Below are 23,111 nucleotides of genomic sequence, written 5' to 3'. Positions count from 1 at the left end.
CGGCCCGAGCCTACTTGCCTGCGGGCTGGAACAACTCCACCACGTTGCCGGACGGATCTTCCAGCAGGATCTGCTGACCGCCCGGACCCTTGACGATGTCGTTCCGGAACGTCAGGCCGGCGGCGCGCAGTTGCTCCACCTCGGCCGCGACATCGCTCACGATCAGATGGATACGGTTCCATCCTCCCGGCGCCGGCACCGCGCCGTCGGGCATTGGCCGGCCTGCCGAGCTAGTTGGCCCGCTCAGCAGAAGCCGCAGTTGGCCGCGTGCGACGTCGGCGAAGGCCGGTGCGGCGCTCATCCTGAGGGTGAATCCGAGGTGCTTTGTGTAGAAGTCGATTGCCGCATCGACGTCGTGGACCATGTATCGGACGCTGACCATGTCAGTATCGGCGTTGGGCATTTCTAGATCCTCTCCGAACTCTTGGCCGGCGGCTGCTTCGGCCCCGGATCGGCGATGCTCCAGTGCACCACGGTCCATCCAGACAGATCAATCAAAGAATTGTGATTGATCTGTCGACGCGTCCGACGGCGGCCGGCCGGCGCTGCGGGGGAGCGGCACCCGACGCATGCGGACGGCGGCGGAACGGCCCGCCGTCGTCCGTTTTGCAAGGCGACTGGGCCCTTTTTCGTCGATAGCGGCCGGGGTTAGGATGCCGTGTGACCTTCACTCACGGTTTCGCGGACAACAACGGCCTTCGCATGTATTACGAGGTCCACGGCCCAGCGGTGCGCGGCAGGCCGCCGCTGCTCCTCATCCCGGGCGGCGGCTCCACCATCGGCACCAACTTCAGTGAAATCATCCCGCTGCTGGCCGGACAGCGCCAGGTGATTGCCGTTGAGGAGGAGGGCCACGGCCGCACCCAGCCCACCAGCCGCCCCCTCACCGCGGAGAACTCCGCCGGCGACGTCCTCGCTGTTCTGGACCAGCTCAACGTGGAATCGGTGGATGTGCTGGGATTCAGCGCCGGCGGCCACACCGCCATGGCTCTCGCACTCGCGCACCCCGCCAGGGTCCGGCGCCTCATCGCCGCCTCCACCTTTGCGGGACGCGATGCCGTGCCGGACGCGTTCTGGGAGGGCATGGCCAAGGCCACCCTCGACGACATGCCGGACACCTACAAGGTGGCCGATCGCTTCATCAACCCGGAACCCGGCCACCTGGAGCGGCTCTTCGAACTGGACCGGCAGCGCATACTGAACTTTGCCGGGTGGTCCGACGGCGAGCTGGGCACCATCGCTGCCGCCACGCTGGTGATGAGCGCCGACCGCGACGTCGTCACCGCCGCGTATGCCGCGCGGATGGCCGGCGCCATCCCGGGCGCACGCCTGCTGATCGTCCCCGGCGGCCACGGCGATTACCTCGGCGAGCAGGCCGCCAGCGGCGGCGACCTCCGGACGATGCACGCCACGGTCCCGTTCCTGCTGCGCTTCCTCGACGAGTAGCGGGCCGCCGTCGCGGGCTCCAAGCGAGGGCATCTGCAATGCCGGTCAGCATGACGGTCACCTTTGAATGGCGTGGAGCGGTTCGGAACGAAGAAATCAATCAGCTGCACGCGGAAGGCTTCGATCATGCCTATGTTGAAGACGATTGGACTGACATGCTCCAGCGCCTCAGCCCGGGGTGGGTGACCGCGCGGGACGATCAGGGCCTCGTGGGCTTCGTCAACGTGATCTGGGACGGTCAGGTACACGCGTTCATCGAAGACACCCTGGTGGCACACCGTGCCCGCAGGCAGGGCGTCGGGAAAAGACTGCTCGCCGTTGCCACAGAGCACTCCAGGGCAGCGGGGTGCGAGTGGCTTCATGTTGATTTCGATGACCACCTGAGGAGCTTTTACATCGACGCATGCGGTTTTCGTCCCACCAGTGCTGGACTAATCCAACTGCGGTAGCCGGGAAGGACAGCAAGAACCGATCATGTGCATCCTTCGACCTAGACCCAGGCTTAATTCCGCGCCGCCGGGACCGTGCTTAAGCTGGAGGGCGGCCGCGGAACGGTGTGGAGAGTGACCGCTTTGGGTGGGGTGAAGAGGACGCTGCCCTGCCGGTCGCGGTTCCCCATATCGGAGAACTGCTGAGCGTGCGGCGGCCGGTGTCCGACGCCCCTGGCATCAATCATGGGGATCTGACCGGGAATGTCTTGTTTGATTCCTCTCTTTCGCCGGCCGTAATCGATCTGACCACCGGGTGACCGACCGATCCTAGTCAGCCGGTTCGGTGGTCCATCCGGTGAGCGCCAAGAGATCAGCGGTGATCTCCCTGACGCTGCGGTTGTCCGTGGGGCATCGATGGACCCATTCGGGTGTTAGGAGTTCAAGTTCCCTAGCGGCGGCTTTGCTGCGGTCAAGATGTTCCTGAAAGTCGCTCCCCTGAATACGCCCGCGCAGCCGGGCTGAGGATGTCTCATCGGTGGCCGTCAGCAGAACGGCGGTAATTCTGGGTACGTCTCCCATGGCTGCCGCCAATTCCTGGGTGAATCGGACGCTCACGGTGTTCGTGTAGATCATCCGCCGATAGCCCAGATCCCGGTAGTTTTCCCAGATCGCGGCCAGATTGCGCTCCGCCAGGTGGTCCTCCCAAGGAGGCGGGAACGCCAGGTCGAGGCTGTCCCCTTCGATCACGCAGTGTTTAATTCTCAGGGCGGCGAGCTGGGCATGGAGTTCAAACGCCACGGAGCTCTTCCCGACGCCCGAGCGGCCGCCGACGAAAAGAACCTGGCTCTGCACGTTCATCTCTTGAGTATTGTGCAGAGGGGGCAGGATGGGCTGGTGACTTCCGAGGATGAGCGACTCTTTCTGACATATGTCCAACATGCGCCTGCCCGTCCTTTCGTTGTGGGGGAGCGGCACGCAAAGTAAACGGACGACGGCGGGATGTCCCGCCGTCGTCCGTTCCCTTAAGCGCTGACTGCTCAGGCAGCTAGCCGCGGTTGTACATGACGTGTTTGGTGCGGGAGAAATCCTCGAGGGCATAGACGGATAGGTCCCGGCCGTAGCCGGAGCCCTTGAAGCCGCCCCACGGCATTTCGTTGGCAATGACCAGGTGCGAGTTGACCCAGACGGTACCGAAGTCCAGCCGGCGGGGAGCGGAAAGCGAGCGGGCAGAGTTGGTGGTCCACACCGAGGCGGCGAGGCCGTACGGGGTTTCGTTGGCCCGGGTGATGGCCTCCTCGACGCTGCTGAAGGTCTCCACCGACACCACCGGGCCGAAGATCTCCGTCCTCGTGATCGCGGCACCGGCAGGCACATCGGTCACCACAGTGGGTTCGATGAAATAGCCCGGGCCCTCGATGGCGTTGCCTCCGACGGCGACCGTCAGGCCTTCATTGCGGACGTCGTCGAGCGCGGCCAGGACCCTCTCGTAGTGGGCTTTGGAGATCATGGAACCCATTCCGACGTCGCTGCCGGCGCCGGGAGTGCCGACGGAGATCTCGCTGACCTCCCGGACGAGAAGTTCGGTGAACTTCTCTGCGACCGATTCATGGACCAGGACACGGCACGCCGAGCCGCATTCCTGCCCGCCATTCCAGAACCCGGCGGAGCGGACGCCCTTCGCGGCGGCTTCCAGATCGGCGTCGGCGAACACGATGACGGGTGCTTTGCCGCCGAGTTCGAGGTGCACGCGCTTGACGGTTGCGGCTGCGCTGGCGGCGACCTTCTGGCCGCTGCCCACGCTTCCGGTGATCGCGACCAGGTCGACGTCGGGGTGTTCCGAGATCCGGTTTCCCACCACCCGGCCGGGGCCCGTGACGATGTTCAGGACACCGGCCGGGACCTCCGCGGCGATGAGCTCGGCCAGCTTGAGGGTGGTCAACGGGGTCTGCTCTGAGGGTTTGAGCACCAGGGTGTTGCCGGCGGCCAGGATCGGGGCGATTTTCCAGGCGGCCATCAGAAGCGGGTAGTTCCACGGGGTGATCACCCCGACGACTCCCACCGGCTCTCGGAGCATCACCGAGGTGTGGTTTTCTGCGTAGTCGCCCGCGCCGGGTGCGGTGAAGGCGCGGGCAGCGCCGGCGGAGAACCTGAAGGTGTCAATCGCGCTGGAGATATCGTCTTCGGCCACGGCAGCCGGTTTGCCGGTGTTGGCGGCTTCGAGGGTTTCGAGAAGTTCGCGGTTGGCCTCAATGATCTCCGCGATGCGAAGAAGGACCGAGGAACGGTCCTTGGGCGTCTTCGCTGCCCAGTCCGCCTTGGCCGCCACGGCAGCCGCCACGGCGGCGTCGACGTCCTCAACGGAACCGGCGGGAACCCGCGCGATTACTTCTTCAGTGGCCGGATTGACCACATCGACGGTCGCATCCGAACGAGACGCGGTGAACGCCCCGCCGATGAACTGGCCGAAAGGAGGGAGGGAAGGCGCGGGCGTCTCTGGCGCTCTGCGGACGGTGAACAATGCTGTGTCTGTCGCGGTCATGGTTTTTCCTCGAGTCCTGTCTTTACTTCTGGTTGAGGGCAGCCAGGGCGTGCTGAACCCGTGCGAGGTCCTCGGCGCTGAGGTCGGCGGTGGGGCGCCGTGGCGAACCGGCCGGAAGGCCCTGCAGGGCGAGGCCGGCCTTGACGGACGGGATGAACGGAACAGAGAGCAGCGCGTCGATGACCGGGTACAGCCGCTTCCACAGTTCAAGAGCGCCCGCGAGGTCGCCATCGGCGATGCGGCGGCTGACGGCGACGATTTCGTTGGGGACGACGTTGGCGGTTCCGGCCATCACACCGGCCGCGCCTTCGGCAAGGGCGCTGTAGATGTAGGCGTCCCAGCCGATGAAGGTGCCAATGACGTCGCTGTGGTGGTGGATCAGCTGGAGCGCCTGTTCCCAGTTCGCGCTGGAGTCCTTGATGTAGCGGATGTTATCCACGTCCTCGGCCAGCGCGCGGACCGTGGCCGGATCCAGGTTGACGCCGGTGACGGCCGGGATGTTGTAGAGCATCACCGCAATGTTCACGGACCGGGCCACGTCCTTGATGTAGGTGACCGTTTCCTCCAGGGACAGCGGCTCGTAGTACGGCGTGATCAGCATGAGCACGTCCGCCCCGGCCTTCTCGGCCGCCTGCGACAGCCGGATTGCCTCGGCCGTGGAGGTGGCGCCGGTCTGGGCGATGACCGGCACGCGGCCGTTCGCCTGCTCGATGACCGTGTCGATGAGCAGCAGCCGCTCCTCGGACGACAACGCGCCCACCTCGCCCGTCGATCCCGCCGCCACGACGCCGTCGACCCCGGCGTCGATGGAGCGGTCCACGATGCGCCGCAGGGTGTCGACGTCGATGGCGCCGTCCTGGTCAAAGGGCGTGGACAGTGCGGTGAGGACACCTGTGAGTTGCTGTGACATGGTGGGTTGTTCTCCTTGGTGATGTTGGTTCTTGGGCGGGCACAGGCGCCGGATCAGGTGCCTGTGGCGAGGTGCAGGGTGGGGACTGCGGCTCGCTGCTTGTCCGTGGCCATCAGGCTGGCCGCTTCCTGGGCGGCCGAGAAGCCGGTGGTGATGGAGCTTTCGGTGTAGAGACTTCCGAGGAAGTCTCCGGCCAGGAACACGCGGTCCGTCCCCCGCATGAGCGTCGACTGGAGCTTGGCCCGGCCGGGGAAGCAGTACGGGGAAGCGACCTTCCACCGATCCGTCGTGGCCTCGACGACACTGTCGGCAAAGCCATGGCCGAGGACCTGGTCCAGATCGGCAAGGTGGGTCTGGATGACTTCCTCGTCGCTCTTCTCCAGCAGCGCGCGCCCCAGGCCGGCCGGCGAGAACGTCATGAAGCTGCCGCCGGGCTTCCGCACGGACTCCGAACCGCGGACGATGCTCGCCTGATTCAGGGCGATCGCGAACGAGCGCTTCGGCGCCGCGATGGCATAGATGTCGTCCCAGGGCCGTGCCGACGTCTCATTGGTCAGGAAGGCCGTGCTGACGTGCGGGCCGTACTTGATCCGGCTGAGTGCGCCGCGTAGGTCCTCCGGAAGGTCGACGCCGATTTTGTGCGACACATCAGCGGTGGTGGCCAGGACGACGGCACGGGCCTCTACCTGCCGCTCCACACCGCCCTGGCTGTACCGGACGACGACGGAGTTCTTCTTGTGCACCACTTCCTGCACGATGGCTCCGAGCTGGACCCGGTCGCCCAGGGCGGCGGCGATTGACTCGGTCAGGGTGGACGGGCCACCGACGATGCCCTGGCTGAGCCCCTGCCCGATGCCGAGCACCAGGCTGAAGTAGCCGATGCCGGCACCGGCGGAGATCTCGTTCATGTCACCGGCTGAGCGTGTGACAGTGGTCTTGAAAAGTGCTGCGGCATCTTCGGACAGGCTGCCGATGAAGTCCAGGAACGAGTTGTCATTCTCGAAGTCATAGATCCGCTGCTGGCGCATCGCGCCGGATTCGCCCGAGCGCTTCCTCACGACGCGTGTGTACTTGGCGACGCCGCTGACCACCTTCATGCCGGCCCGCAGGGTGTCGATCCGGGATGAAAGGGACATCGGAATGCGGAACGGATAGGTGGCGATGTGCCCCTCGCGGATGAACTTGCCGTTCATCGACAGGGCCTGCAGGGATCCGGGGATCTGGACGGCCGTCACGCCGACCTCGTTGAGCAAGGCATCGGTGGACGAGCCGGCACCGGCGAAGACGTGCCCTCCCCAGTTCAACCAGTAGGCACCCCGGCGCTCCGAGCGGATCCGCCCGCCGACACGCGCGTCCGATTCCAGCAGCACGGTGTCCCAGTGCCGCAGCCGCCAGGCTGCCGACAGGCCGGCGAGCCCGCCTCCAACGATGACTACGTCTTTCATGGTCTGGACTTCTTTCATTGTTGGCAGATCCACCGAGGGTGGTGGGCCGGATCTGCAGGGTAAGGTTGCGGACTAGTTCGCTACGGGCTGGCCCAGGGGGGCCGTCGTGGTGGCTTTGCCGGGCAAGGCGGCGGCCTCACCGAGTGTCATTCCCCGGGTTTCCGGCGCCCAGGCCATGGAGACAACCATGCCGATCAGCGTGACGACTCCGGCAATGATCATGGTGGTTCCGATGCCGAGCGTCGTCAGGGCCAGCGGGACCAGGTACGTGCCGACGGCGGCACCGATGCGGCTCAGGGATGAGGCCAGCCCGACGGCGGATCCGCGCACCTCGGTGGGGAACAGCTCGTTGGGGTACACCCACTGCATGATCTGCGTGCCGCCGATGAGCAGCGCGTAGGCGGCGAACAGCGTCATGATGATGATGGAGTCAACGTTGGGGAACAGCCCCATGGCGAGGAGAGCGAGGCCGCTCCAGAGGAAGCTGTGGATGATCAGGGGGCGCCGGCCCATCCGGTTGACGAGGAACACGGCCACGAGGCAGCCGATGAGGAACATCACCGTGATGGCCGCGGAGCCAATGTGTGCCAGGTCGCCGCCGAGGTTGAGGGCCGAAAGGATGGCCGGCCCGAAGGCGTACACGGCGAAGAGCGGGACGATGGAACAGGTCCAGAAGATGGTGATGAAGGCCATCCGCTTGCCGTAGCCGGATTTCAGGAGCTGGCCGACGCTGACGTTGCTGCCTGCTTCTTCGGGCAGATCGGCGAGGGTGACGTTGGGACCGTAGACGCGCTTGAGTACCTTGTTGGCCTCGTCGAGGCGGCCGACCTTCACCAGCCAGCGCGGCGACTCAGGTGTGCCCATGCGCAGCAGCACAATGATGAGGGCGGGAACGGCCGAACTGGCGAGCATCCAGCGCCATCCGTCCTCGAAAGTGAGCAGGAACTGGCCCACGATGTAGGCAACCGCGGCACCGACGAACCACATGGTGACGAAGGCCCCGAGCAGCGGTCCACGCCATTTTTTGGGTGTGAATTCTGCCAGCAGGGACGTGGCAATCGGGTAGTCGGCGCCCACGGCGAAGCCGATGAGCAGGCGCAGGATGATCAGCCAGAATGCGTCGTTGACGAAGGCCTGGGCGACGGAGCAGGCGACCAAGGCGATGAGGTCAACCGTGAAGAGCAGGTGCCGGCCGAACTTATCGGTCAGCCAGCCGCCCAGGAAGGCACCGAAGAAGATGCCGGCCAGGGCGGCTGCCCCAATCAACCCCTGTTCCGACGGTGAAAGGTTGAATTTGGTGGTGATCTGGATCATCGCCACGCCGATAATGCTCAGAATGTACCCGTCGACGAACGGGCCGCCGGAGGAATACAGAGCCAACTTCTTATGGAATGACGACAGTGGCGCGTCATCGACTACATGGGACATTGCTGTTCCTTTCGAAACCCGGACAGTCTGGCGGTAAGCCCTCGGACGGAGGGCCGGGTGACCAAAAATCGGGGGAGTCTGAATTTGCTGGAGGGTCCCTGCCCGAACTCTGTCTTCTTCGGCAGCGGAGGGCGGGTTCCGCGGCTTTCTTGCGGTTGGAGAGGCGTCTGCCAGGAGCTGGTGTGTGCGCCTGGTCACACTTAAAAGATACATCATTGTATGATTAATGCAATAGCTTTTAGGGAACAGGAGAATTCTGAAGGGCAGCCATCGGTTGCTTTTGGGCGCAGCGCAACCCGGATTCCGGGGTGTGATGACGACGACGCTGCCCGGCTGCGTGCGGGGCAAACGCCTTACGGCTGGAGGCTGATGAGCTTCCAGGGCAGGCGGGTGCGGCTGCCCGGGGAGACGTCAAGCGAGGTCTCGGCCCGCTTCAGGTCTTCTTCCAGGAGCAGCGTGCCCGTGGCGATGCGCGCGTTGTTGGAGGCAATCACCCGGCCATTGGGCCCCAGCAGGACGACGGCGGGCTCGCGGAGCCGGAGCGCCCGGAGGAACACTCCCTCAAGCTTGGCGAGGGGTAGGTCGCAGCCGAGGACATGGATGCCCTGTGCGGTGTGGGCGGGAACGCAGAGGGTGATGATGTTGACATTGATGCCGCCGAAGTCGACGTAGGGACCGACTGCCACCGGCCGCCCGGTCGAGGAGGGAAGGGTGAACCACTCCCGGCCCGTGTAGTCGTAGTAGTTCAGCGAGTCCGGATTGAGGTCGTGCGTGACGAAGCGGGGGCCGCCTTTGGGCTGAGCCCGCCACCATTCCAGCCAATGCGGCGCCTCGGGGAGGCTCCCCGGGGCATAGGCGATCCCTGCACCGATGATGAGGTCGGAATGCAGCTCGATGATGTCGGCCAGCTCCTGCTTCAGGAACAGGTACTCGCTGCGGCGGGTGACTCCCGGCGCGGCCTCTGCGGCCGCAGTGACCGCTGCGGCGATCTTTTCCAGGTCGGCGAAGACGCCGTTGAGGCTGGAAGACAGGGTGCCGGCGGTCCGCTCAAGGGCTTCCATCATGGGCTCCACGTCACGCACCTTCTTCGGGCCGCATCGTCAACCTCAGATGCTGCTCAATCAAATATTCTGTCTCACTGCGGCTGTGATCCTCAGCGGCCCGGGCCGCGGCGTCGGCGTCCCGCTCCCTGATCGCATCGACGATCGCCAGGTGCTGTTCCACCAGGACGCCCTCGCCGCCGGGCTGGCCGGGATCGCCCCACCAAAGGGTCATCAGCTCGGCCTCAAGTTGAAGTGCCGCCGACGTGAGCCTGCTGGACTGCGAGGCGATGCTGATGGCCACGTGAAAGCGGCTGTCCATCCTGCGCCGGGCACGTTCATCGGTGGCTTCCCGGTGGCGCTTGACCAGGTCCTCCAGGTGCTCAACGTTTTGCGGATCTGCACGGCGGGCGGCAAGCCGGGCAGACATTGACGCGATGGCAGCCCCCAGGTCACCAAGGTCCCTGAGGGCTTCGGTGCTGGTGTCCCGGAGCTTGTGCCGCAACTGCGTATCCGTAAGTTCGATCTGGCGGCGGATGACGCTTCCGCCGCTGCGGCCCCGGCTGGTTTCGATCAGGCCCTTGGTCCGGAGGGCGGCAAGGGACTGGCGAAGGGTTATGGGCGAAATGCCAAGTTCCGCAGCGAGCGCAGACTCCGTGGGCAGCCTGTCGCCCTCGGTCAGGATTCCCATCAGGATCGCTGTTTCGATCTGGTAAGACACCTGGTCTGCGCGGCCGAGCCCTTCCGGCTCACTGCCGCGCAGCAGCAACAGAAGATCCAAGGCGCGAGTGGAGATTGCCGCACTTTGCATTCCGGGGCCTCCCTGCTGATAGGGCTCGGCGGGAATCCGCCGTCAGGCATTTTCCCTATTACCTTCAATCTTTGCACATTAGGGTTTTCGGCCGGGACTTTAGGGGAGCGGCGCGCAACGCCAGCGGACGACGGCGGGAGGTTGCCGCCGTCGTCCGGTCCCGGCGTGCTGCCCTGGCCGGCGTTCCGGCGGATTTGGGGGTGTCTGACAGACACTGCCACCGGCCGCTCCGGCTCCGTAGCGTGGTGGATGTGGACAGAAAAGAAGAAATCCGTGAGTTCCTGATTTCGCGCCGTGCGAAGATCAGCCCGGAGCAGGCGGGGATCTCCAGCTACGGGGAGCTGCGCCGCGTGCCGGGACTGCGCCGGGAGGAAGTGGCGCAGCTCGCCGGGGTGAGCGCGGATTACTACACGCGGCTGGAACGCGGCAGCCTGAGCGGCGTTTCAGACTCGGTCCTTGAGGCGGTGGCTTCTGCGCTCCAGCTGGACGAGGCCGAGCGGACACACCTGATGGACCTGGCGCGGACGGCCAACACACCGACGCGCCGGGCACCGCGCCGGCCACCGCAGCAGCGGGTCCGTCCCGGCGTGCTTCAACTCCTGGACGGCATGACCGTAGTGGTCGCCATGGTGCAGAACGGCCGTTCCGACGTGCTGGCCGCCAACCTGCTGGCCCGGGCGCTGTACGCGGAGGTACTCGACTCGGCCGCGCCTCCGGGGCAGGCCACGCCAGCCCGACTGCCGAACCAGGCGCGTTACATCTTCCTCGATCCTCGCGCCGGTGACTTTTATCCGGATTGGCCGGCGGTCGCCGCGACTGCGGTCGCGATGCTGCGCTTTGAGGCGGGGCGGAACCCCCATGGCCGGGAGCTGAACGAGCTGGTCGGGGAGCTGACCACGCGCAGCGGGCCGTTCGCCTCTTTGTGGGCCGGGCACGACGTGCGGATCCACACCACTGGGACCAAGCGCTTCCACCATCCGGTGGCGGGGGATTTGTCCCTCCAGTTCGAGACGCTCCATCTGCCCGGCGATGAAGGGCAAACCCTGTTCACCTTCACCGCTGAGCCCGGCTCCGCGTCCGAAAACGCGCTGGCGTTCCTCGCCAGCTGGGCGGCATCGCCTCCCGAACCAACCGCCGCCGGCGATCCTGCCGGCGGATCCACCGTCCCCGAGGCACGCGTCCAGGCGCAGCCCGGAACACCCAAGGGAAAGACAGAACCATCACATGACTAAGCAGAACAAAAGCAAGAAGGTCTGGTTCATCACCGGCGCCGGCCGCGGCATGGGCGTGGACATCGCCAAGGCGGCCCTTGCCGCCGGCCACGCGGTGGTCGCCACCGGCCGCAACCCGGAAAAGGTCACCCAGGCCGTGGGCGAAAACGAGAACCTGCTGGCCGTGAAGCTCGACGTCACCGACCCCGCCAACGCGGCGGCCGCCATCCAGGCCGCCGTCGAGCGGTTCGGCCGGATCGACGTGCTCGTGAACAACGCCGGCAACTTCTACGCCGGGTTCTTCGAGGAAATCACCCCTGCGGACTTCCGGGCGCAGATCGAAACCACCATGTTCGGGCCCATGAACGTCACCCGCGCTGCCCTGCCGGTGCTCCGGGCCCAGCGCTCCGGCCTGGTGGTCACGATCTCCTCGACCGCCGGCATCGCGGGCGGGGAGTTCCTCAGCGCCTACGCCGCGTCGAAGTTCGGCGTCGAGGGCTGGGCGGAATCCCTGGCCGCCGAGGTCGCGCCGTTCGGCATCCGCACCATGATCGTGGAACCCGGGTTCTTCCGCACTGAGCTGCTCACCCCGGAATCCACCAGCTACGCCGAATCCACCATCGGGGACTACGCCGAGCGCACCGCGCAGACAGTGGCCGCCTGGCAAAGCATGGACGGGCAGCAGGGCGGCGACCCGGCCAAGCTCGCCGACGCGCTGATTCAGCTGGCCGAGCTGGATGAGCCGCCGCTGCGCTTCGCCGCCGGCGCAGACGCCGTCGGAGTATTCGAAACCCGGGCCGCCGCTCTCAAGGAGCAGGCCGACGCCCACCGCGAACTGTCGAGCAACCTCGCGCACGAGGACGCCTGACGCAGTAGACAAAGGTCCTCGCACCGGAGGACGTCGCTGACGGCGTTGCCTACATGGTCACGCGGCCCCGGCGTGCCTCCATCGGCGAGCTGTGGATCATGCCGACTGACCAGGCCTGACACCTCGAGCCGGCCTGATTCCGGCCCGCGTCCCGCCGTCAAATGCCGCCGCATGCATCCTGGTCGCAACCTTTGACGCCCTAGCATGGGGCTGGCCGGCACTCGGAAACAGGCCCGGGCTCTTCCAGGGCCCGGCTGGAGACGGCAGCGCGCTTTCAGTAGCGGCACAACGAAGGGTTACTCGAATGACAAGAATGTTGATTATCGGGCCGCCCGGTTCCGGAAAAGGGACGCAGGCGGAGCGCATTTCGGAGCGCCTCGGCGTCGTAGCGATCTCCACGGGCGACATCTTCCGCGCCCATGTGAAGGGCGGAACGCCTCTTGGCATCGAAGCCAGGAAATACATGGACGCCGGTGACTTCGTCCCCGACAGCGTCACGAACGAGATGGTGCGCAGCCGCCTCAGCGAGGACGACGTCGAGAACGGCTTCCTGCTGGACGGCTACCCGCGCACGGCCTGCCAGGTCGACTACCTGGACGAAGCCCTGGCCCAAGGCGGGCAACAGCTCGACGTCGTACTGCAGCTGACCGCCGATGACGAGGAGCTGGTGACCCGCCTCCTGGGCCGCGCCAAGGACACCGGGCGCAGCGACGACAACGAAGCCGTCATCCGGCACCGGCTGGACCTGTACCACGAGCAGACCGAGGCTGTTGTGGCCAAGTACGCCGAGCGCGGTGCGCTGACCCGGGTCGACGGCGCCGGCGGCATCGATGAAGTCACCAACAGGGTGCTGGACGCCATCGCCACGGCTCCCCTCGCCGGCAGGCGGTGATCCTGCACCACGGGAAACCGTGTGTGGCCAGGAGCTAAACGCAAACGGACGACGGCGGGAGGTCCCGCCGTCGTCCGTTCCCGCCGTACGACTGCTACGCCGGGATGACCCCTGAATCAGGCTGAAAGCCCCACGTCATCTTCCGGATGGTCTCGCGCTGCAGTCCGCTCAGGGCCGCGAGTTCGTAGTCATCCAGGACTCCGAGCCGGCGTGCCGCGGCCAGGAGGTTCAGCCGCTTTCCCTTAAGCGCTGCCTTTGTCTGCTCAAGCGCGGCCAGCTCGGACTTGAGCCGGCCAATTGCCGCAAGATGCTGCTCAGGGGGCACACCCGAGGGGAGCAAGTCCTCGGACGACGGGTCCGGGCCCATCGGGGCGATGGCCGTCGCGGTGCTGAAGCTGTCTCTTATACACATCTAGATGTGTATAAGAGACATGCACGCCAAACCGCTCGAGATCGCCGCCGCGGTCGGCGCGGACGAGGTCCTGGCCGCCGGCGACGCGGACGCGATTGCCGCCGTCGAGGCCGACGTCGTGATTGAGTCCTCCGGGAACCATCACGGGCTGGCCTCCGCCATTGGGGCGCCGCCCGCGGCGGGACCGTGGTGATGGTCGGGCTGCTGCCCACCGGCCCGCAGCCGGTCCTGATCTCGCTGGCCATCACCCGCGAACTGGACCTCAAGGGCTCCTTCCGGTTCAACGACGAAATCGATGACGTCATCGCCGCCCTCGCCGACGGCACCCTGCACATCGAACCCGTCATCACCCACGAATTCCCGGTCCAGGACGCCCTCGAAGCCTTCACCGTCGCCCGCAACTCCGCCGAATCCGGCAAAGTCCTGCTGAGCTTTGCATAGAGCTGCTGAACCCGGCGCCGCACGCACGGCCCCAGGACGCATCGCCGCCGCACGCATCGCCGCGGGCGGCAGGAACTATTCAAGGAAGAACATCATGAACACGAATCTGCCGCCCCTGGTTGTCATGGGCGTGTCCGGCTGTGGAAAGTCGACCATCGGCGCCCTGCTGGGGGAACGTTTGGGCGTCCCCTTCTCCGACGGAGACGACTTTCATCCGCCCGCCAACAAGGCAAAGATGGCCGCCGGCATCCCGCTGGACGACGACGACCGGGCGCCGTGGCTCGCCGAAATCGGTGCCGCACTGGCGACGCCAGGAGGCGGCGCAGGCTCCCGCATCATCGCCTGCTCGGCGCTCAAGCGCAGCTACCGCGACCTGTTGCGCAGCTTCGTGCCGGACCTCGTCTTCGTCCATCTGTCCGGCGAGGCAGCGACGATTTCCGGCCGGCTGAGCAGCAGGGCGCACGAGTACATGCCCAGCAGCCTGCTCGCTTCCCAGCTGGCCACGCTCGAACCGCTGGCGGACGATGAGGCCCACATAGTCGCGGACATCCTCGAGGAACCGGCGGCCCTGGTGGACGGAATCGTCCGGCAGCTGGAACTATCCGCTGGCCCGCACGAGGAACTGGCCCGGCACGACGAACTGGCCGGGATGCCCGGCTCCTAAGGCTGGGGTTGGGGCATATTCATCGTTGGGGCGGGAGCCCCGCGCCGGCTGGTTTGGCGAGCGTTATTTCGGTGTTGACAATGACGGCGGAGCACTGGAATTGCGCGCTGCAGGTTTGCAGAATCACCGAAGCAGCGGCGGCGCCTTCGTTGAACGCCATCAGGTTTGGAACCACCCTGATGGTGACTGTCTGGGCCTGCTTGGTGCAGCTGAGCTGATCGTTTCCGCCGCCACCGGCGATCCGTCCGTCGCTGACTCGTTGGGTGAGTTGGACGACGGGTACCGCGATGATCAGGGCAGGGTCGGTGTCGCACACGAATTTGACGGGAACATCCACCGCGGCGCCGTCGGCGACGAGGATTCCCGGCCCCGCGCTCACGAGCGTTGCGGGGACTGCGTGCGCGGGCGCGGCTATGGTCATGAGGGCAACGGCAAGAGCGACGACGGCGAGGCCGCTTCTGGTGCCTAACATCAGGTTCTCCCTTGAATGGAAGCGTGGCACCCTGTGTTCCACGTTGTCGGCCAGTGTGGTGACGGGCGCCTTTATTTACGGGAATAGCCCCTGACGGCGGCGCCGTTCCGGGCGCCGCCTGATGCGGCCGAATGTCCGGCTGGCCGCAGAATACTAACTCCCTGCCTGGGTGACAATAGCCATTTACAAGACGCGCACGTCGGCGAGTCGGAGGCAGCGGTGGGAGGTCCCGCCGTCGTCCTCTGCCGGCGAAAACAACGCCTCATGTGACGCAGATTTTGCATCCGGCGCGGACAGCAGATAATGTGTGAGCCGTGTCACCCACCAGTGGCACAGCTTATGATCTGCGGCGGGAGAGTCCTGCCGGTACGTTCAGCAGGCGCCGTAGGAGCAAATCCTCCCCAGGAATCTCTCAGGCCCACGTACCGCCGCGGCAAGGCAACTCTGGAAAGCAGTCCGGGAAACCGGGCTCACCGACGGTGCAAGTGGCGCCTGCGAACAGCAGGCAACGCGGAAACTCTCAGGTCCAATACAGAGCGGGGAGGAACCCGAATCATCGTGGCACTCTGTGCCACCTGAATTATGGAGTTCCTCATGACGGTTCAATCGTCCCCGTCCACGTTCGCAGACCGCCACATCGGTGCGCGCCGCCAATCAGACATCGACACCATGCTCAAGGCCGTCGGCTACGACACCGTAGACGGCCTCGTTGACAACGCAGTCCCCGCCTCCATCCGCCAGGAAAAGCCGCTCAGCCTGGACACCGCCGTCAGCGAAGTTGAGGTGCTGGCCGAGCTGCGCAAGCTGGCGTCCAAGAACAAGACGGCCGTGCAGATGATCGGCCAGGGCTACTACGACACCGTCACGCCGCCGGTGATCCGCCGCAACATCCTCGAAGCCCCGGCCTGGTACACGGCGTACACCCCCTATCAGCCGGAGATTTCCCAGGGCCGGCTCGAGGCGCTGCTGAACTTCCAGACCATGGTCCAGGACCTCACCGCGCTCCCGGTCGCCAATGCGTCGCTCCTCGATGAAGCGACCGCCGTCGCCGAGGCCGTGCTCCTGATGCGCCGCGCCAACAAGTCCGCCGGACAGAACGCTGGCGCCCGCGACGGCAAGACCGTCCTGGACGCCGACTGCCTGCCGCAGACCATCGCCATCGTCAAGGGCCGCGCCGAGGCATTGGGCTTCGAGGTCGAGGTTGCGGACCTGACCCAGGGGCTGCCCGACGGCGACATCAACGGCGTGGTCCTGCAGCAGCCCGGCGTCTCCGGCCGGGTCTGGGACCAGTCCGCGGTGATCGCAGAGGCCAAGGACCGCGGCGCGCTCGTCACCGTGGCAGCGGACCTCCTGGCCCTGACCCTGATCACGCCTCCGGGCGAACAGGGCGCGGACGTCGCCGTCGGCTCCACGCAGCGCCTGGGGGTGCCGCTGTTCTTCGGCGGCCCGCACGCTGCCTACATGGCGGTGCGCGAAGGCATGGAACGCACGCTCCCGGGCCGCATCGTCGGCGTCTCCAAGGACAACGCCGGCGTCCCCGCCTACCGGCTGGCCCTGCAGACCCGCGAGCAGCACATCCGCCGTGAAAAGGCTACGTCCAACATCTGCACCGCCCAGGCGCTGCTGGCCATCGTCTCCTCGATGTACGCCGTCTACCACGGTCCCGAGGGCCTGAAGGCGATCGCCGAGACCGTCCACAACAACGCCCGAGCCCTCGCCGCCACGCTCAAGGTCGCCGGCCGCGAACTGGTGAGCGAGTCCTTCTTCGACACCGTCACGGTCCGTGTCCCGGGCAAGGCCCGGAAGGTCATCACCGCGGCAGAGGCCCGGGGCATCAACCTTCGTTTCATCGACGCGGACACGGTTGGCGTGTCAGTCGATGAGACCACGACGGCGGAGGTCCTCTCCGCGGTGGTCGTCGCCTTTGGCGCCGGTCCGGTGGTGGCGGCCCAGGGCTTCGAGCTGCCCGAGACGGTGCTGCGTTCCTCCGAATTCCTGCAGCACCCGGTGTTCAACACGCACCGCTCCGAGACCCAGCTGCTGCGCTACATCCGCAGGCTCTCCGACCGGGACCTCGCGCTGGACCGCACCATGATCCCGCTGGGTTCGTGCACCATGAAGCTGAATGCCACCGCCGAGATGGAAGCCATCTCCTGGCCGGAGTTCGCCTCGATCCACCCGTTCGCGCCGGATTCGCAGACCGAGGGCTGGCGGGAACTGATCGCCGACCTCGAGGCGCAGCTGACCGAGATCACCGGCTACGACCAGGTGTCCATCCAGCCGAACGCCGGCTCCCAGGGCGAGCTCGCGGGCCTGCTGGCCATCCGCGGCTACCACCTCTCCCGCGGCGACGAGCAGCGCAACATCTGCCTGATCCCGGCCTCGGCGCACGGCACCAACGCGGCCTCCGCGGTGCTGGCGGGCATGAAGGTTGTTGTGGTGGCCACGGCCGCCGACGGCACGATCGACCATGCCGACCTGAATGCCAAGATCGAGCTGCACAAGGACGCGCTGTCCGCCATCATGATCACCTACCCGTCCACGCACGGGGTGTACGACGCCGACGTCCGCGAGGTCTGCGACGCCATCCACGCAGCCGGCGGACAGGTCTACGTGGACGGCGCCAACCTCAACGCCCTCGTGGGCCTGGCCCAGCCGGGCAAGTTCGGTGGCGACGTGTCCCACCTGAACCTGCACAAGACCTTCTGCATCCCGCACGGCGGCGGCGGACCGGGCGTGGGCCCGGTCGCGGCAAGGCGCACCTGGCCCCGTTCATGCCGGGCGACGCCAACAAGGCCGCGCATGAGGCCGGGCGCGGCGTCGCCATCAGCGCCTCCCGTTACGGGTCCGCCGGTGTCCTGCCGATTTCGTGGGCCTACGTGAAGCTCATGGGCGGTGCAGGCCTGACCGAGGCCACCAAGTCCGCGCTGCTGGCGGCGAACTACATCGCCTCCCGGCTGAACGAGTTCTTCCCGGTCCTGTACACCGGCGAAGGCGGACTGGTGGCGCACGAGTGCATCCTTGACCTGCGTGATCTGACGGCCCGGACCGGCGTCACGGCCGAGGACGTTGCCAAACGGCTGATCGACTTCGGCTTCCACGCACCCACGCTGGCGTTCCCCGTGGCCGGGACGCTGATGGTGGAGCCCACCGAGTCCGAGGACCTCGCGGAGATCGACCGTTTCATCGACGCCATGATCACCATCCACGCCGAGATCGAGCAGGTCGCCGCCGGGGACTTCACCCTGGAGGGTTCCCCGCTGCGCAACGCACCGCACACGGCTGCCGCCGTCGTCTCCTCCGACTGGGCCCGCAAGTACCCGCGTGAGCAGGCCGCGTTCCCCGTGCCCGCTCTCAGGCAGGACAAGTACTTCCCGCCGGTGGGCCGCATCGACGGTGCGGCAGGGGACCGCAACCTGGTCTGCTCCTGCCCGCCGCTTTCCGAATTCGAAAACTGATTTCGACCAGCTCAATCACCGGATTGAAAGGATTTTCGCATGACTGAGAACTACACCGCGCTTTACGAAGAGCACAAGAAGGCCGGCGCCTCCTTCACCGACTTCGGCGGCTGGCAGATGCCCTTGAAGTACAGCTCTGAGCTGGCCGAGCACCACGCCGTGCGCTCCGCCGCCGGCCTGTTCGACCTCTCCCACATGGGTGAAGTCTGGGTCACCGGCCCGGACGCTGCGACTTTCCTGGACTACGCCCTGGCGGGCAAACTGTCAGCGGTCGCCGTCGGCAAGGCCAAGTACTCGCTGATCTGCCACGAAGACGGCGGCATCATCGACGACCTGATCTCCTACCGCCGGGGCGACGAGAAGTACCTCGTGGTCCCGAACGCCGGCAACGCCGCGGTGGTCGCCGCGGCACTGGCCGAAAGGGCCGCCGGCTTCGAGGTTACGGTGGAGGACGATTCCGCAGAGACGTCCCTGATCGCCGTGCAGGGGCCGAAGGCAGAGGCGATTCTGCTGACCCTGGTCCCGGCCGAGCAGCACTCGCTGGTCACGGAGCTCAAGTACTACGCGGCGGTCGAGATAGGTATCGCCGTCAACGGCACTACCCAGGAGCTGCTGCTGGCCCGGACCGGGTACACCGGCGAGGACGGCTTCGAGATCTACGTGCCGAACGAGGACGCAGCGGGCCTGTGGGAGGCGTTGCTGGAAACCGGTGCCGGACACGGGCTCATTCCCGCAGGCCTGGCTTGCCGCGACTCGCTGCGCCTCGAAGCCGGCATGCCGCTCTACGGCAACGAGCTCTCCCGCGAAGGCAACCCCTACGCCGCAGGGCTCGGCCCGGTTGTCTCCCTCGCCAAGGAGTCGGACTTCATCGGCAAGGCCGCACTGAGCGAGCTCAAGGCAGCAGGCGCGGGCTCCACCACCGGCCGCAAGCTGGTCGGCCTCAAGGGCCTGGGCCGCCGGGCAGGCCGCGGGCACTACCCGGTCCTGAAGGATGGCAACGTTGTTGGCGAAGTCACGTCCGGACAGCCCTCGCCGACGCTGGGCTACCCCGTCGCGATGGCCTATGTCGACGTCGAGTTCACCGAACCCGGCACCGCCCTGGACATTGACCTCCGCGGCAAGGCGGAGCCGTTCGAAGTCGTCGCACTGCCTTTCTACAAGCGCGCAAAGTAGTCCGCCCCGCTGGATGAGCTTGTCGAAACCGGTGGTCTCCGCAAGCTCGATCATTGGGGGTTGAGCTTGATGCCACCTGGATCTCGACAAGCCCGATCGGCGGTGCAGCCGCTGGTTGAGCTTGCCGAAACCGCGACTGGCACCCAAGCCCACCACAGATTTTTTAGACAGATGAGAAGTAAGGAATTGGAATGAGCAAAGTAGTTGCTGAACTGAAGTACTCCGCAGAGCACGAGTGGGTTGCTGCTGACGGGGCCGGCCCTGCGGGGATTGGCATCTCGGCCGTGGCTGCCGATGCCCTGGGCGACATTGTGTATGTGGACCTGCCCGAGGTCGGCTCGACCGTGACGGCGGGGGAGACCTGCGGCGAGGTGGAGTCCACCAAGTCCGTCTCGGACCTGTACGCCCCGGTGACGGGCGAGGTCGTCGAGATCAACGATGACGTCGTTTCTGATCCCGCCCTGATCAACAGCGATCCCTACGGTGCCGGCTGGCTGTTCAAGGTCGCCGTGACCGAAGAAGGTCCGCTCATGTCAGCTGAAGAGTACGCCTCCACGAACGGCGGCGAGCTGTGAGCGGGGCAGGCGCCGCAACGGCGGCCTTCGAGCAGGTCGTTTCCCCGTCCCTGGATGCGGAGCTGTCCGCGCTGGATCCGGAGATCGCGGCGAAGATCGACGACGAACTGACCCGGCAGCGCAACGGGCTGGAGATGATCGCGTCGGAGAACCACACCGCGGTCGCGGTGATGCAGGCGCAGGGTTCGGTGCTGACGAACAAGTACGCCGAGGGCTACCCCGGGAAGCGGTATTACGGCGGCTGCGAGCACGTTGACGTGATCGAGCAACTCGCGATCGACCGCGTCAAGGCCCTGTTCGGGGCCGAGTACGCGAACGTGCAGCCGCACTCCGGCGCGCAGGCGAACGCTTCCGTAATGCACGCGCTGATCCGTCCGGGCGACACGATCATGGGCCTGAACCTGGCGCATGGCGGGCACCTGACTCACGGGATGCGGATTAACTTCTCCGGCCGGCTCTACAACGTCATCCCCTACCAGGTCCGCGAAGAGGACCACCGGATCGACATGGCCGAAGTGGAGCGCCTCGCCCTCGAGCACAAGCCGGCGCTGATTGTGGCCGGCTGGTCCGCCTACGCCCGGCAGCTCGACTTCGCCGAGTTCCGCCGCATCGCCGACCTCGTGGGCGCGTACCTGATGGTGGACATGGCGCACTTCGCCGGGCTGGTCGCCGCCGGGCTGCACCCGTCCCCGGTGCCGCACGCGCACGTCACCACGTCTACGACGCACAAGACACTTGCCGGTCCTCGCGGCGGGATCATCCTTTCCAACGACGCCGACATCGCCAAGAAGATCAACTCGGCGGTGTTCCCAGGCCAGCAGGGCGGCCCGCTGGAACACGTCATCGCCGGCAAGGCCGTGGCCTTCAAGATCGCCGCCTCTGAGGAGTTCCGGGAGCGGCAGGAGCGGGTGCTGGCCGGCGCCCGGATCCTGGCCGAGCGCCTGGTCCGGCCGGACGTCACCGCGAAGGGGATTAACGTGATCTCCGGCGGCACGGACGTGCACCTGGTCCTGGTGGACCTGCGCGACTGTGAACTGGACGGGCAGCAGGCCGAGGACCGGCTCGCGGAAATCGACATCACGGTCAACCGCAACGCCGTGCCGTTCGACCCGCGTCCGCCGATGGTGACTTCGGGGCTGCGGATCGGCACCCCGGCCCTGGCCACCCGCGGGTTCGGCGAGGCCGCCTTCGCCGAGGTCGCGGACATCATCGCCGAGGCCCTGATCGCCGACGCCGGCGCGGACCTTTCCGGTCTGCGCGCACGTGTGGAGGCCCTCGCGGAAGCCCACCCGCTTTACCCGGCAGTGGCCGACCTCGCAGGCTGAACCTGTCGAAACCACCGTCCCCGTCCCCGGCTCCGGGGCCGGGGCCGGGTCATCTACCTCCCACCCATCCAGGCTCCCGCCCGCCCCACCCGACCACTTACCAACTAAGGAATTGCAATGGCTGTTGGAGTCTTTGACCTCTTCTCGATCGGGATCGGCCCGTCCAGTTCGCATACTGTGGGTCCGATGCGGGCTGCCGCGGTGTTCGCGGGGGAGCTTAAGGCGTCCGGGGTTCTGGACCGGGTGGCGTCGTTGCGGGTGGATCTGTATGGTTCGTTGGCCGCGACGGGGCATGGGCATGGCACCATGACGGCGATCCTGCTGGGGCTGGAGGGTTTCCATCCGGAGCTGATCCTGCCTGATGAGGTGGAGCAGCGGCTGGCGGCGATCTCGGAGACCGGGACGCTGCGGCTGGCCGGTGCGGTTTCGTTGCCGTACGGGGTGAAGGACATGGTCCTGCGTCCGCTGACCGTCCTGCCGCGGCATACGAACGGCATGACGTTCACGGTCTCGGACGCGGGCGGGGAGGTGCTGCGCAGTGCCACGTTCTTCTCGGTGGGCGGGGGTTTCATCGTCCGGGAGGGCGAGGAGGACGCGGCGCAGCAGGAACTGGACGAGTCCAAGAAGGAATTGCCGCTGCCGTTCCGCACCGCAGCCGAGTTGCTCGAGCACTGCCAGAACACGTCGTTGGGCATCAGCGATGTCATGCGGCTCAACGAGGAAGACAGCCGCACCGAGGAGGAGATCCGGGAGGGGCTGCTGCATATTTATTCGGTGATGGAGGGCTGTGTGGAAACCAGCCTCCGGCGTGAGGGGCTGCTGCCGGGCGGGCTGAAGGTCCGCCGTCGTGCCCCGGACTGGCACGAGCGGCTGCTGAAGGAGAGCCGGGACCAGGATCCCGATTACCGGGACCCGAAGTACTGGCAGGAGTGGGTGAACCTGATTGCCCTGGCGGTGAACGAGGAGAACGCCTCCGGCGGCAGGGTGGTTACCGCGCCGACCAACGGCGCCGCGGGCATCATCCCGGCGGTGCTGTACTACGCGCTGCACTTCGCCCCGGGCATGGATCAGGCGACCCAGCAGGATCGTGACGATGTGGTGGTGAAGTTCCTGCTCACGGCGGGCGCGATCGGGGTGTTGTACAAGGAGCAGGCGTCGATTTCCGGGGCCGAGGTGGGCTGCCAGGGCGAGGTGGGCTCGGCGTCGTCGATGGCCGCCGCGGGGCTGGCCGAGGTCATGGGCGGCACGCCGGCGCAGGTGGAGAACGCGGCCGAGATCGCGATGGAGCACAACCTGGGCCTGACCTGCGATCCGATCGGCGGGCTGGTGCAGGTGCCGTGCATCGAGCGGAACGCCATTGCCGCCGCGAAGGCCATCAACGCGGCCAAGATGGCGCTCTGGGGCGACGGCTCGCACCGGGTTTCGCTGGACGAGGTCATCGTGACCATGCGCGAAACCGGCAAGGACATGAGCTCCAAGTACAAGGAAACCGCGATGGGCGGCCTCGCCGTCAACGTGGTGGAATGCTGACCGGCACGTCCGCCCCAGCACCAAAGTCTTGCCGGTCCGC

The 23,111-nt window shown here is 66.5% G+C and carries 20 protein-coding genes, 2 pseudogenes and 1 riboswitch; of the genes and pseudogenes, 12 read left to right on the top strand and 10 right to left on the bottom strand.

The window, feature by feature from the left end; translation table 11 throughout:
• Positions 1-10: 10 nt before the first annotated feature.
• On the bottom strand, positions 11-403 hold the full coding sequence (locus tag B1A87_RS21555; RefSeq protein ID WP_078029668.1) for a VOC family protein: 393 nt from the start codon (positions 401-403) through the stop codon (positions 11-13).
• A gap of 257 nt (positions 404-660) precedes the next feature.
• Between B1A87_RS21555 and B1A87_RS21550 the strand changes: the two genes are divergently transcribed.
• Both B1A87_RS21550 and B1A87_RS21545 read left to right on the top strand, forming a co-directional pair.
• Complete coding sequence (locus tag B1A87_RS21550) at positions 661-1,446, top strand: alpha/beta fold hydrolase (RefSeq protein WP_260681106.1); 786 nt, start codon at positions 661-663, stop codon at positions 1,444-1,446.
• 50 nt (positions 1,447-1,496) lie between these two features.
• Positions 1,497-1,895 (top strand): GNAT family N-acetyltransferase, encoded by a 399-nt coding sequence (locus B1A87_RS21545; RefSeq protein WP_078029686.1) that lies wholly within the window; start codon positions 1,497-1,499, stop codon positions 1,893-1,895.
• 309 nt (positions 1,896-2,204) lie between these two features.
• Here the strand turns inward: B1A87_RS21545 and B1A87_RS21540 are convergent, their stop codons facing one another.
• The 7 genes from B1A87_RS21540 to B1A87_RS21510 all read right to left on the bottom strand — a co-directional run bounded on the left by B1A87_RS21540 (position 2,205) and on the right by B1A87_RS21510 (position 10,050).
• Positions 2,205-2,735 (bottom strand): adenylyl-sulfate kinase, encoded by a 531-nt coding sequence (locus B1A87_RS21540; protein WP_078029687.1) that lies wholly within the window; start codon positions 2,733-2,735, stop codon positions 2,205-2,207.
• A gap of 187 nt (positions 2,736-2,922) precedes the next feature.
• Positions 2,923-4,416, bottom strand: coding sequence for an aldehyde dehydrogenase family protein (locus B1A87_RS21535; RefSeq protein WP_078029670.1), 1,494 nt, complete (start codon positions 4,414-4,416; stop codon positions 2,923-2,925).
• Positions 4,417-4,438: 22 nt separating this feature from the next.
• Positions 4,439-5,326 carry a 4-hydroxy-tetrahydrodipicolinate synthase gene (gene dapA / locus B1A87_RS21530; RefSeq protein ID WP_078029671.1) on the bottom strand — a complete coding sequence of 296 codons (888 nt, stop codon included), beginning with the start codon at positions 5,324-5,326 and terminating at the stop codon, positions 4,439-4,441.
• A gap of 53 nt (positions 5,327-5,379) precedes the next feature.
• Positions 5,380-6,771 (bottom strand): NAD(P)/FAD-dependent oxidoreductase, encoded by a 1,392-nt coding sequence (locus tag B1A87_RS21525; protein ID WP_078029688.1) that lies wholly within the window; start codon positions 6,769-6,771, stop codon positions 5,380-5,382.
• A gap of 72 nt (positions 6,772-6,843) precedes the next feature.
• Positions 6,844-8,199, bottom strand: coding sequence for an MFS transporter (locus B1A87_RS21520; protein ID WP_078029672.1), 1,356 nt, complete (start codon positions 8,197-8,199; stop codon positions 6,844-6,846).
• A gap of 353 nt (positions 8,200-8,552) precedes the next feature.
• Positions 8,553-9,272: a cache domain-containing protein gene (locus B1A87_RS21515; RefSeq protein ID WP_078029673.1), complete on the bottom strand. Its 720-nt coding sequence runs from the start codon at positions 9,270-9,272 to the stop codon at positions 8,553-8,555.
• 1 nt (position 9,273) lies between these two features.
• The gene (locus B1A87_RS21510; RefSeq protein WP_078029674.1) at positions 9,274-10,050 is read right to left on the bottom strand and encodes a FadR/GntR family transcriptional regulator; all 777 of its coding nucleotides are present in this window, start codon (positions 10,048-10,050) and stop codon (positions 9,274-9,276) included.
• Between the two features lie 251 nt (positions 10,051-10,301).
• On the opposite strand from B1A87_RS21510, the gene B1A87_RS21505 reads away from it, so the two are divergent.
• The 3 genes from B1A87_RS21505 (at position 10,302) to B1A87_RS21490 (ending at position 13,021) form a co-directional block, all read left to right on the top strand.
• On the top strand, positions 10,302-11,282 hold the full coding sequence (locus B1A87_RS21505) for a helix-turn-helix transcriptional regulator (RefSeq protein WP_078029689.1): 981 nt from the start codon (positions 10,302-10,304) through the stop codon (positions 11,280-11,282).
• Positions 11,275-12,129, top strand: coding sequence for an SDR family oxidoreductase (locus B1A87_RS21500; protein WP_078029675.1), 855 nt, complete (start codon positions 11,275-11,277; stop codon positions 12,127-12,129). Before B1A87_RS21505 ends, B1A87_RS21500 begins: the two co-directional genes overlap by 8 nt.
• A gap of 313 nt (positions 12,130-12,442) precedes the next feature.
• Entirely contained in the window at positions 12,443-13,021 is a 579-nt protein-coding gene (locus B1A87_RS21490; RefSeq protein WP_185982431.1) for an adenylate kinase, read from the top strand.
• Between the two features lie 94 nt (positions 13,022-13,115).
• Here the strand turns inward: B1A87_RS21490 and B1A87_RS21485 are convergent, their stop codons facing one another.
• Positions 13,116-13,433, bottom strand: coding sequence for a hypothetical protein (locus B1A87_RS21485; protein ID WP_185982443.1), 318 nt, complete (start codon positions 13,431-13,433; stop codon positions 13,116-13,118).
• Here B1A87_RS21485 and B1A87_RS21480 point away from each other — a divergent pair.
• Positions 13,372-13,874, top strand: a pseudogene (locus tag B1A87_RS21480) (zinc-binding dehydrogenase); the annotation flags it as partial. The gene B1A87_RS21485 and the pseudogene B1A87_RS21480 sit on opposite strands and share 62 nt — an antisense overlap.
• Before the next feature lie 94 nt (positions 13,875-13,968).
• Positions 13,969-14,538 (top strand): gluconokinase, encoded by a 570-nt coding sequence (locus B1A87_RS21475; RefSeq protein ID WP_078029678.1) that lies wholly within the window; start codon positions 13,969-13,971, stop codon positions 14,536-14,538.
• A 19-nt stretch (positions 14,539-14,557) separates the two neighbouring features.
• On the opposite strand, the gene B1A87_RS21470 is transcribed toward B1A87_RS21475, so the two are convergent.
• On the bottom strand, positions 14,558-15,010 hold the full coding sequence (locus B1A87_RS21470) for a hypothetical protein (protein WP_078029679.1): 453 nt from the start codon (positions 15,008-15,010) through the stop codon (positions 14,558-14,560).
• A 340-nt stretch (positions 15,011-15,350) separates the two neighbouring features.
• Positions 15,351-15,448, top strand: a riboswitch (glycine riboswitch).
• 156 nt (positions 15,449-15,604) lie between these two features.
• Here B1A87_RS21470 and gcvP point away from each other — a divergent pair.
• The 5 genes and pseudogenes from gcvP to B1A87_RS21445 all read left to right on the top strand — a co-directional run bounded on the left by gcvP (position 15,605) and on the right by B1A87_RS21445 (position 23,071).
• Positions 15,605-18,468: pseudogene (gene gcvP, locus B1A87_RS21465) on the top strand (aminomethyl-transferring glycine dehydrogenase).
• 39 nt (positions 18,469-18,507) lie between these two features.
• Positions 18,508-19,641, top strand: a complete 1,134-nt coding sequence (gene gcvT, locus B1A87_RS21460; RefSeq protein ID WP_078028486.1) for a glycine cleavage system aminomethyltransferase GcvT — start codon at positions 18,508-18,510, stop codon at positions 19,639-19,641.
• Between the two features lie 191 nt (positions 19,642-19,832).
• Positions 19,833-20,216, top strand: coding sequence for a glycine cleavage system protein GcvH (gene gcvH / locus B1A87_RS21455; protein WP_078028487.1), 384 nt, complete (start codon positions 19,833-19,835; stop codon positions 20,214-20,216).
• Positions 20,213-21,541: a serine hydroxymethyltransferase gene (glyA, locus tag B1A87_RS21450; RefSeq protein ID WP_078028488.1), complete on the top strand. Its 1,329-nt coding sequence runs from the start codon at positions 20,213-20,215 to the stop codon at positions 21,539-21,541. Before gcvH ends, glyA begins: the two co-directional genes overlap by 4 nt.
• A gap of 117 nt (positions 21,542-21,658) precedes the next feature.
• A complete protein-coding gene (locus tag B1A87_RS21445; protein ID WP_144275927.1) occupies positions 21,659-23,071 on the top strand; it encodes an L-serine ammonia-lyase in 1,413 nt (470 codons plus the stop codon).
• Positions 23,072-23,111: the final 40 nt, after the last annotated feature.

The sequence above is a fragment of the Arthrobacter sp. KBS0703 genome (assembly GCF_002008315.2).
Taxonomy (GTDB): domain Bacteria; phylum Actinomycetota; class Actinomycetes; order Actinomycetales; family Micrococcaceae; genus Arthrobacter.
This window is presented reverse-complemented; position numbering and strand designations above follow the sequence as displayed.